The organism is Sulfuricaulis sp., assembly GCF_041499725.1.
In the GTDB taxonomy this organism is placed as follows: Bacteria; Pseudomonadota; Gammaproteobacteria; order Acidiferrobacterales; family Sulfurifustaceae; genus Sulfuricaulis.
The window spans coordinates 1-8,534 of sequence record NZ_JBGQKW010000101.1; the positions used below are offsets into that span (position 1 = coordinate 1).

The 8,534-nt window shown below is 60.3% G+C and carries 7 protein-coding genes, 1 tRNA gene and 2 pseudogenes; all 10 read left to right on the forward strand.

All coding sequences use genetic code 11. The features are described from left to right. Window positions 1-142 (forward strand): annotated as a pseudogene (tuf, locus tag ACC569_RS13025) (elongation factor Tu); the annotation flags it as partial. Between the two features lie 40 nt (window positions 143-182). Next, window positions 183-258 (forward strand) — tRNA-Trp (locus ACC569_RS13030). 28 nt (window positions 259-286) lie between these two features. Continuing rightward, window positions 287-628: a preprotein translocase subunit SecE gene (gene secE, locus ACC569_RS13035; RefSeq protein ID WP_372523967.1), complete on the forward strand. Its 342-nt coding sequence runs from the start codon at window positions 287-289 to the stop codon at window positions 626-628. Between the two features lie 11 nt (window positions 629-639). Then, the gene (gene nusG / locus ACC569_RS13040) at window positions 640-1,173 is read left to right on the forward strand and encodes a transcription termination/antitermination protein NusG (protein ID WP_372523968.1); all 534 of its coding nucleotides are present in this window, start codon (window positions 640-642) and stop codon (window positions 1,171-1,173) included. Window positions 1,174-1,302: 129 nt separating this feature from the next. Continuing rightward, window positions 1,303-1,734 (forward strand): 50S ribosomal protein L11, encoded by a 432-nt coding sequence (gene rplK, locus ACC569_RS13045; RefSeq protein WP_372523969.1) that lies wholly within the window; start codon window positions 1,303-1,305, stop codon window positions 1,732-1,734. Between the two features lies 1 nt (window position 1,735). Then, window positions 1,736-2,422, forward strand: a complete 687-nt coding sequence (rplA, locus tag ACC569_RS13050; protein WP_372523970.1) for a 50S ribosomal protein L1 — start codon at window positions 1,736-1,738, stop codon at window positions 2,420-2,422. Between the two features lie 260 nt (window positions 2,423-2,682). Beyond that, on the forward strand, window positions 2,683-3,210 hold the full coding sequence (gene rplJ / locus ACC569_RS13055; protein WP_372523971.1) for a 50S ribosomal protein L10: 528 nt from the start codon (window positions 2,683-2,685) through the stop codon (window positions 3,208-3,210). Between the two features lie 39 nt (window positions 3,211-3,249). Beyond that, the gene (rplL, locus tag ACC569_RS13060) at window positions 3,250-3,621 is read left to right on the forward strand and encodes a 50S ribosomal protein L7/L12 (protein ID WP_372523972.1); all 372 of its coding nucleotides are present in this window, start codon (window positions 3,250-3,252) and stop codon (window positions 3,619-3,621) included. A gap of 175 nt (window positions 3,622-3,796) precedes the next feature. Beyond that, window positions 3,797-7,891: a DNA-directed RNA polymerase subunit beta gene (rpoB, locus tag ACC569_RS13065; protein WP_372523973.1), complete on the forward strand. Its 4,095-nt coding sequence runs from the start codon at window positions 3,797-3,799 to the stop codon at window positions 7,889-7,891. 70 nt (window positions 7,892-7,961) lie between these two features. Next, a pseudogene (locus ACC569_RS13070) lies at window positions 7,962-8,534 on the forward strand (DNA-directed RNA polymerase subunit beta'); the annotation flags it as partial.

An 8,534-nucleotide genomic window follows, 5' to 3' on the forward strand; every position in this document is an offset into this window, starting at 1 on the left:
CGAGATGGTCATGCCCGGGGACAACATCAAGATCGTGGTCACCCTCATCAACCCCATCGCCATGGAACAGGGCCTGCGCTTCGCCATCCGCGAAGGCGGCCGGACCGTGGGCGCGGGGGTGGTGGCGAAGGTGATTGAATAAAGGTATAGGTGCGCGCGGGCGTTGTCCGCGCAAATGATTTAGGCCAGTAGCTCAATTGGCAGAGCGGCGGTCTCCAAAACCGCAGGTTGGGGGTTCGATTCCCTCCTGGCCTGCCAGATGACTGGCGATAAAGGATTTTTAGTAGTGACAGCGGACAAATTGAAACTGATTCTCGCGGTGCTGCTGGTAGCCGGCGGCATCGGAGGATTCTATTACTTTGGCGACAAACCGGACTTGATCCGGGTGGCGGTCGTTCTGCTGGGCGCGGTGCTGGCGGTGGCCATCGCGGCAACGACGGCAACCGGCCGCGGCACCTGGGAATTTTTCAAGGGTGCGCGTATGGAACTGCGCAAGGTGGTCTGGCCGGTAAGAAAGGAAACCATGCAGATAACCCTGGTCGTGTTTGTCATGGTGATACTCGTGGCGGTTTATATGTGGGTCATCGACTGGGGATTGCACCAGGTTGTCAGAGCGGTCACGGGATAGGAGCTGAATTCATGACGATGCGCTGGTATGTCGTGCACACCTATTCCGGCTTCGAGAAGCAGGTGGTGCGCTCGCTCAAAGAACACATCCGCAACACCGGGATGGAGGACAAGTTCGCCGAGATTCTGGTGCCGACCGAAGAGGTCGTGGAGATGAAGAGCGGCCAGAAGCGCACCAGCGAACGCAAGTTTTTTCCCGGCTATGTGCTGGTGAAGATGGAGATGGACGACGAAACCTGGCACCTCGTGAAAGACGTGCCGAAGGTGAGCGGTTTTATCGGCGGTTCCGGCACCAAGCCGACGCCGATTACCGACAAGGAAGCGGATGCAATTCTGCGGCAGGTGCAGGAAGGCGTGGAGAAGCCGCGTCCGAAATTCTCGTTCATGGCCGGCGAGCAGGTGCGCGTGATCGACGGCCCGTTCGCGGATTTTCATGGCACGGTCGAGGACGTCAACTACGAGAAGAATAAGCTCAAGGTGGCGGTGTCGATCTTCGGACGGCAGACACCCGTGGAGCTGGAGTTCAGTCAGGTCGAGAAGGCGTAGGAAGGCAGTGAAAAGTGAAGAATGAAAAGTGAATAGTTTTTTCACTTTGCACTTTTAACTTTTCACTTTTAACTCGAAGTAACCGCGGGGAGGCTGACAACAGCCGTTTGCACCCGTAAGGAGTCTAAAGTGGCAAAGAAAGTAACGGCGTATATCAAGTTGCAGGTGCCGGCCGGGTCGGCCAATCCGTCCCCGCCGGTGGGACCGGCGCTCGGTCAGCACGGCCTGAACATCATGGAGTTCTGCAAGCAGTTCAACGCGCAGACCCAGAAGATGGAAAAGGGCATACCGACTCCCGTCATCATCACGGCGTTCAGCGACAAGAGTTTTACCTTTATCACCAAGACGCCGCCGGCGTCGGTGCTGATCAAGAAGGCGCTCGGTCTCGAGTCCGGCAGCGGCAATCCTCTTAAAGAGAAGGTCGGTAAGCTCACGCGCAAGCAGTTGGAGGAGATCGCCAAGATCAAGATGCCCGATCTCAACTGTTACGACATCAACACCGCGGTGAAAATCATCGCGGGCAGCGCACGCCAGATGGGCGTGGAATGCGAGGGGGTGTGATATGGCCGGTAAACGCCTGAAAGCCCAACTCGCCAAAGTCGATCGTATGAAGAATTACCCGCTCGACGACGCCCTGAAGATTCTCAAGGGCACCGCCAGCGCCAAGTTCGACGAATCGGTGGATGTCGCCATCAATCTCGGCATCGACGCCAAGAAATCGGATCAGAACGTCCGCGGCACGGCGGTGATGCCGCGCGGCACCGGCAAGAAGGTGCGCATCGCGGTGTTCGCCGAAGGCAACGCCGCCGAGGCCGCGAAAAAGGCCGGCGCCGACATCGTCGGCTTCCAGGACTTGGCCGATCAGATCAAGGCGGGCAAGATCGAGTTCGATCTTGCCATCGCGACTCCCGAGGCCATGAAGATCGTGGGCCAGCTCGGCCAGATTCTCGGCCCGCGCGGCCTGATGCCGAATCCGAAGGTCGGCACCGTGACGCCGAACGTGGCCAAGGCCGTCGAAAACGCCAAGGCCGGCCAGGCGCAGTTCCGTACCGACAAGGCCGGCATCGTGCATTGCGCGATCGGCAAGGCGTCATTCGAGGCCGAGGCGCTCAAGGAAAATTTCCTGTCGCTGGTCGCGGCGTTGAACAAGGTCAAGCCGGCCGCGTCCAAAGGCGCGTTCCTGAAGAAGGTGACGATTTCGACGACGATGGGCCCGGGTATTCGCCTGGACACGTCAGGGTTCGCGTAAGGAGCCCTCTCCCCATCCCTCTCCCGCAGGGCGGGAGAGGGGGAGTAGGAAGAACATTATTTTTATTTGACTTTGGGTCGCTTCGTGCCGTTGTTGGGTGCGAGGCGTTGTCAAAGACCGCAGGTGCGCCGTGGCAACGATGTCGGTTGCGCGGTGCTTAATCGGCTGAAACAGCCTGCGCAGACGGTGTGCCCGACACAGGATTTACCTCCTGAAAAGGTCGCCGTTGTTTATAGACGTAGCAACCGGAGGTGACTCATATGAGTCTGACATTAGATGAGAAAAAGGCGGTTGTCGCCGAAGTATCCGAGAAGTTGACGGGTGCCCAGGTGGCCATGTTGGCCGAGTATCGTGGGCTGAGCGTTGCCCAGATGACCACGTTGCGCCGCAAGGCGTATGACGGCAAGGTTTATCTGCGCGTCGTGAAAAACACGCTGGCTCGGCGTGCCGTGGAGGGCACGAGCTTCGAATGCCTCAAGGACCAGATGGTCGGTCCCTTGGCGTTTGCGGTGTCGGCCGATCCCGTGGCGGTGGCCAAGATATTGAGCGAGTTCGCGAAAGACAACGAAAAGCTCAAGATCAAGGCCGGCGCCATGAGCGGCAAGCTCATGTCCCTGGCGCAGATCCAGGCGTTGGCGGTTCTGCCCGGACGCGAGCAGTTGCTGGCTCAGCTTCTCGGCACGATGCAGGCGCCGGTCCGGAAATTCGTCCAGACCTTGCACGAGGTCCCGACGAAGTTCGTACGGGCCCTGGCTGCGGTGCGCGACGCCAAGGCGCAAGCCGCCTAAACGATCAATCATTCAAGACTTTATTCAGGAGATTTAATCATGGCTGTTTCCAAAGAAGAGATACTTAATACCATTTCCAGCATGTCGGTGCTGGAGCTCTCCGAGCTCATCAAGGAGATGGAGACCAAGTTCGGCGTCTCCGCGGCCGCCGTGGCCGTGGCCGCTCCGACTGCTGCCGCCGCCGCGCCGGCGGAAGTCAAGGATGCCTTCGACGTGATCCTGACCGCGGCGGGCGAGAACAAGGTCTCCGTCATCAAGGCCGTTCGTGCCGTGACCACCCTGGGCCTGAAAGAGGCCAAGGACCTGGTCGAAGGCGCGCCGCAGACCGTGAAGGAAGCCGTGCCCAAGGCCGACGCCGAGAAGATGAAGAAGGAACTCGAGGCCGCCGGCGCCAAAGTTGAACTCAAGTAAGCTGGCGCTGGCCGTCGGTTCATCCGCTGTCGGCGGGTGAACCGACGCGTTGTTCGTGCGGGTTGGATCGGCGGTGTATGCCGCCGATCCACCGGCATGCTGTTTTCAGGAAGACGTTATCGTTTGTACCGGTCCGTTCAAGCCGTTTCTCTATATATATAGAGCCGAGGAAAGCATGACCTACTCATTCACCGAGAAGAAACTCATCCGCAAGAATTTTGGCAAGCGCCCGGGCGTTCTGAAGGTTCCGTATCTGCTCAAGATCCAGAAGGAATCCTACCACCAGTTTCTGCAGGCGGACACGCCGCCTGAGCAGCGGATCGATCAGGGCTTGCAGGCCGCCTTCAAGACGGTGTTTCCGATCGAGAGTTACAACGGCAATGCTGCCCTCGAGTTCGTCAGCTACCGTCTCGGCATACCGCCGTTCGACGTCAAGGAATGCCAGCAGCGCGGGCTGATCTACGCGGCGCCGCTGCGCGCCCTGCTGCGTCTCGTGGTATTCGAAAAAGACGAGGCCAGCGGCACCAAGACGGTGCGCGATATCAAGGAGCAGGAAGTGTACATGGGCGAGATTCCGCTCATGACCGACAACGGCACGTTCATCATCAACGGCACCGAGCGCGTCATCGTTTCGCAACTGCACCGTTCGCCGGGCGTGTTCTTCGAGCACGACTACGGCAAAACCCACTCTTCCGGCAAGCTGTTGTTCTCGGCGCGCGTCATTCCCTACCGCGGATCATGGCTTGATTTGGAGTTCGATCCCAAGGATTACCTGTACGTGCGCATCGACCGCCGCCGCAAGCTGCCCTCGACGATACTGCTGCGCGCAATCGGCATGACCACGCAGGAAATTCTGGCAACCTTCTTTCAGACCGACACCTTCCATCTCGTGAAGAACGAGATCAAGCTCGAACTGATCCCCAACCGCCTGCGCGGCATGCAATTCGAATTCGATGTGAAAACGCCGAAGGGCGAAGTCATCATCGAAGCCAACCGCCGCATTTCCGGGCGTCACATCCGCGAGCTGGAAAAGTTCAAGCTCAAGCAGCTGAACATCGAACCGAGCTTCCTCATCGGCCGTTCGCTCGCCGAAGACGTGATTCATCCGCAAACCGGCGAGTTGCTGGCCCAGGCCAACGACCTGGTATCCAAGGATCTGATCGACAAGCTGTTCGAAGCCGGCATCGAACAGGTCAAGACGGTCTACACCAACGATCTCGACCAGGGTTCGTTCATCTCCGATACCCTGCGTCTCGACCTGACGCGCGATCCGCTCGAGGCACAGATCGAAATCTACCGCATGATGCGCCCGGGCGAGCCGCCGACGCGCGACGCCGCGCAGACGCTGTTCAATAACCTGTTCTTCAGCCCCGACCGCTACGATCTCTCGGCCGTCGGCCGCATGAAATTCAATCGCCGCGTCGGCCGCGGGTCCGACGAAGGTCCGGGCATCCTGACCAAGGAAGACATCGTCGACGCGATGAAGATCCTGATCGAGCTCAAGAACGGCAAGGGCGAGATCGACGACATCGATCACCTCGGCAACCGCCGCGTGCGCTCGGTGGGCGAACTCGCCGAGAACCAGTTCCGCGTCGGCTTGGTGCGCGTCGAGCGCGCCGTCAAGGAACGCCTGTCGCTGGCGGAATCCGAGGGCCTGATGCCGCAGGAATTGATCAACGCCAAGCCGGTTTCGGCGGTGATCAAGGAGTTCTTCGGTTCCAGTCAGCTTTCGCAGTTCATGGACCAGACCAACCCGTTGTCCGAGATCACGCACAAGCGCCGCGTCTCGGCCCTCGGCCCCGGCGGCCTGACGCGCGAGCGCGCCGGCTTCGAGGTGCGCGACGTGCACCCGACCCACTACGGGCGCGTGTGTCCGATCGAGACGCCGGAAGGCCCGAACATCGGCCTGATCAACTCGCTCGCGGTCTATGCCCGCACCAATGAATACGGATTCCTCGAAACGCCGTACCGCAAGGTGAACAACAGCAAGGTCACCGACGACGTGCATTACCTGTCGGCGATCGAAGAGAGCAAGTTCATGATCGCGCAGGCCAATGCCACGCTCGACAGCCGCGGCCACCTGATCGACGAGCTGGTTTCCTGCCGCTTCAAGAACGAGTTCATGCTGTCCACGCCGGACAAGGTGGATTATATCGACGTCGCGCCGTCGCAGATCGTGTCGGTGGCAGCCTCGCTGATTCCGTTCCTGGAGCACGATGACGCCAACCGCGCGCTTATGGGCTCGAACATGCAACGCCAGGCGGTACCCTGCCTGAAGACCGAGAAGCCTCTGGTCGGCACCGGCATCGAGCGCATCGTGGCGATCGACTCGGGTGCCACGGTCGTCGCCAAGCGCGGCGGTCTGGTGGATTCCGTCGATGCCTCGCGCATCGTGGTGCGTGTCAACGATGACGAAACCAAACCGGGCGAGGTCGGTGTCGACATTTATAACCTGACCAAATACACGCGCTCGAACCAGAACACCAACATCAACCAGAAACCGCTGGTGAAGGTGGGCGATGTCATCGCCAATGGCGACGTGCTGGCCGACGGCCAGTCCACCGACATGGGCGAACTCGCCCTCGGGCGCAACATCCTGGTCGCGTTCATGCCGTGGAACGGCTACAACTTCGAGGACTCGATCCTGATTTCCGAGCGCGTGGTGGAAAACGACTGCTTCACCACTATCCACATCGAAGAGCTGCAAACCGTGGCGCGCGACACCAAGCTGGGACCAGAGGAAATCACGCGCGATATTCCGAACGTCGGCGAGGCGGCACTGGCCAAGCTCGACGAGTCGGGCATCGTCTACATCGGCGCCGAGGTGGACGCCGGCGATATCCTCGTCGGCAAGGTCACCCCGAAGGGCGAGACCCAGCTGACCCCGGAAGAGAAGCTGCTGCGCGCGATTTTCGGCGAAAAGGCCTCGGACGTGAAGGATACGAGCCTGCGCGTGCCGTCCGGCATCTCCGGCACGGTCATCGACGTGCAGGTGTTCACCCGCGAGGGCGTGGAGAAGGACGCGCGCGCCAAGAGCATCGAGGAATCCGAACTGGCGAGCATCCGCAAGGACCTCGACGACCAGTACCGCATCCTGGAAAGTGACGCCTTCGCGCGTCTCGAACGACAGCTGATCGGCAAGGTCGCCGACGGCGGACCGGCGGGCATGAAGAACGGCGACAAGATCACCAAGGGTTATCTCGAGGAACTGCCGCACAACAAGTGGTTCGACATCCGCCTCAAGAACGAGGAGGCCTCGCAGGCACTGGAACAAATCCGCGGTTACCTCGCCAAGCAGAAGGATCTGTTCGACCAGAAATTCACCGAGAAGAAGGTCAAGCTGACCTCGGGCGACGATCTCGCCCCCGGCGTGCTCAAGATGGTCAAGGTATACGTGGCGGTGAAGCGCCGCCTGCAACCCGGCGACAAGATGGCCGGACGCCACGGCAACAAGGGCGTCATCTCGCGCATCGTCGCGGTCGAGGACATGCCCTATGGCGCGGACGGTACCCCGATGGATATCGTGCTGAACCCGCTCGGCGTGCCGTCGCGCATGAACGTGGGGCAGGTGCTCGAAACCCATCTCGGCTGGGCCGCGCATGAACTCGGCGCCCAGATCGGCCATATGCTGGATGAGCAGCGCAAGGCTGAGGAAATTCGCCGCTTCATAGATCGCATCTACAACCAGATCGGCCGCAGCGGGCGCAAGGAAGACATCAAGTCGCTGACCGACGACGAGATCGTCGAACTCGCGCGCAACCTGCGCAAGGGTGTGCCGGTGGCCACGCCGGTGTTCGACGGCGCGTCCGAGGAAGAAATCAAGGAGATGCTGGTGATGGCGGGACTACCGCCCTCCGGTCAGACCACGCTTTATGACGGGCGCACCGGCGAGTCCTTCGACCGGCCTGTGACGGTGGGTTACATGTACGTGCTCAAGCTCAACCACCTGGTCGATGACAAGATGCACGCGCGCTCCACCGGCCCGTACTCGCTGGTCACACAGCAGCCGCTCGGCGGCAAGGCGCAGTTCGGCGGCCAGCGCTTCGGTGAAATGGAAGTGTGGGCGCTCGAGGCCTACGGCGCCGCTTACACGCTGCAGGAAATGCTCACCGTCAAATCCGACGACGTTACGGGGCGCACCAAGATGTTCGAGAACATCGTCAAGGGCGACCATCGCATGGAGCCGGGCATGCCCGAATCCTTCAACGTGCTGGTGAAGGAAATCCGCGCGCTCGGCATCGACATGGAGCTGGAGAAGGAAAAAGAGTAAGCCCCGGGGCGAGACCGAACCGGAATTATTATTTAATTAGTTGGCGAATCAGTTCGCAGGAGAAAATACCTTGAAAGACCTGTTTAATCTTTTCAAGCAGCCAGGTAAATCGGAAGATTTCGACGCGATCCGCATTGGGCTCGCCTCACCCGAGAAAATCCGTTCGTGGTCGTTCGGCGAGGTCAAGAAACCGGAGACGATCAACTACCGCACCTTCAAGCCGGAGCGTGACGGCCTTTTCTGCGCCAAGATCTTCGGGCCGGTCAAGGATTACGAGTGCCTGTGCGGCAAGTACAAGCGCCTGAAACACCGCGGCGTGATCTGCGAGAAGTGCGGCGTGGAAGTCACGCTGTCGAAGGTGCGGCGCGAGCGCATGGGCCATATCGACCTGGCCTCGCCGGTGGCGCACATCTGGTTCCTGAAGAGCCTGCCCTCGCGCATGGGCCTGATGCTCGACATGACCCTGCGCGACATCGAGCGCGTGCTGTATTTCGAGGCCTACGTCGTGATCGACCCGGGCATGACGCCGCTCGAGCGCGGCAGCCTGCTTTCGGAAGACGCCTACCTCAACGCCATCCAGCAGTACGGCGACGAATTCGATGCGCGCATGGGCGCGGAATCCGTACGTGCCCTGCTCAAGTCC

Excerpts from the sequence above, each read along its gene's own strand:
- rplA (WP_372523970.1), top strand. The coding sequence starts at position 1,736 with ATGGCCGGTAAACGCCTGAAAGCCCAACTCGCCAAAGTCGATCGTATG.
- nusG (WP_372523968.1), top strand. The coding sequence starts at position 640 with ATGACGATGCGCTGGTATGTCGTGCACACCTATTCCGGCTTCGAGAAG.
- rplL (WP_372523972.1), top strand. The coding sequence starts at position 3,250 with ATGGCTGTTTCCAAAGAAGAGATACTTAATACCATTTCCAGCATGTCG.
- rplJ (WP_372523971.1), top strand. The coding sequence starts at position 2,683 with ATGAGTCTGACATTAGATGAGAAAAAGGCGGTTGTCGCCGAAGTATCC.
- rpoB (WP_372523973.1), top strand. The coding sequence starts at position 3,797 with ATGACCTACTCATTCACCGAGAAGAAACTCATCCGCAAGAATTTTGGC.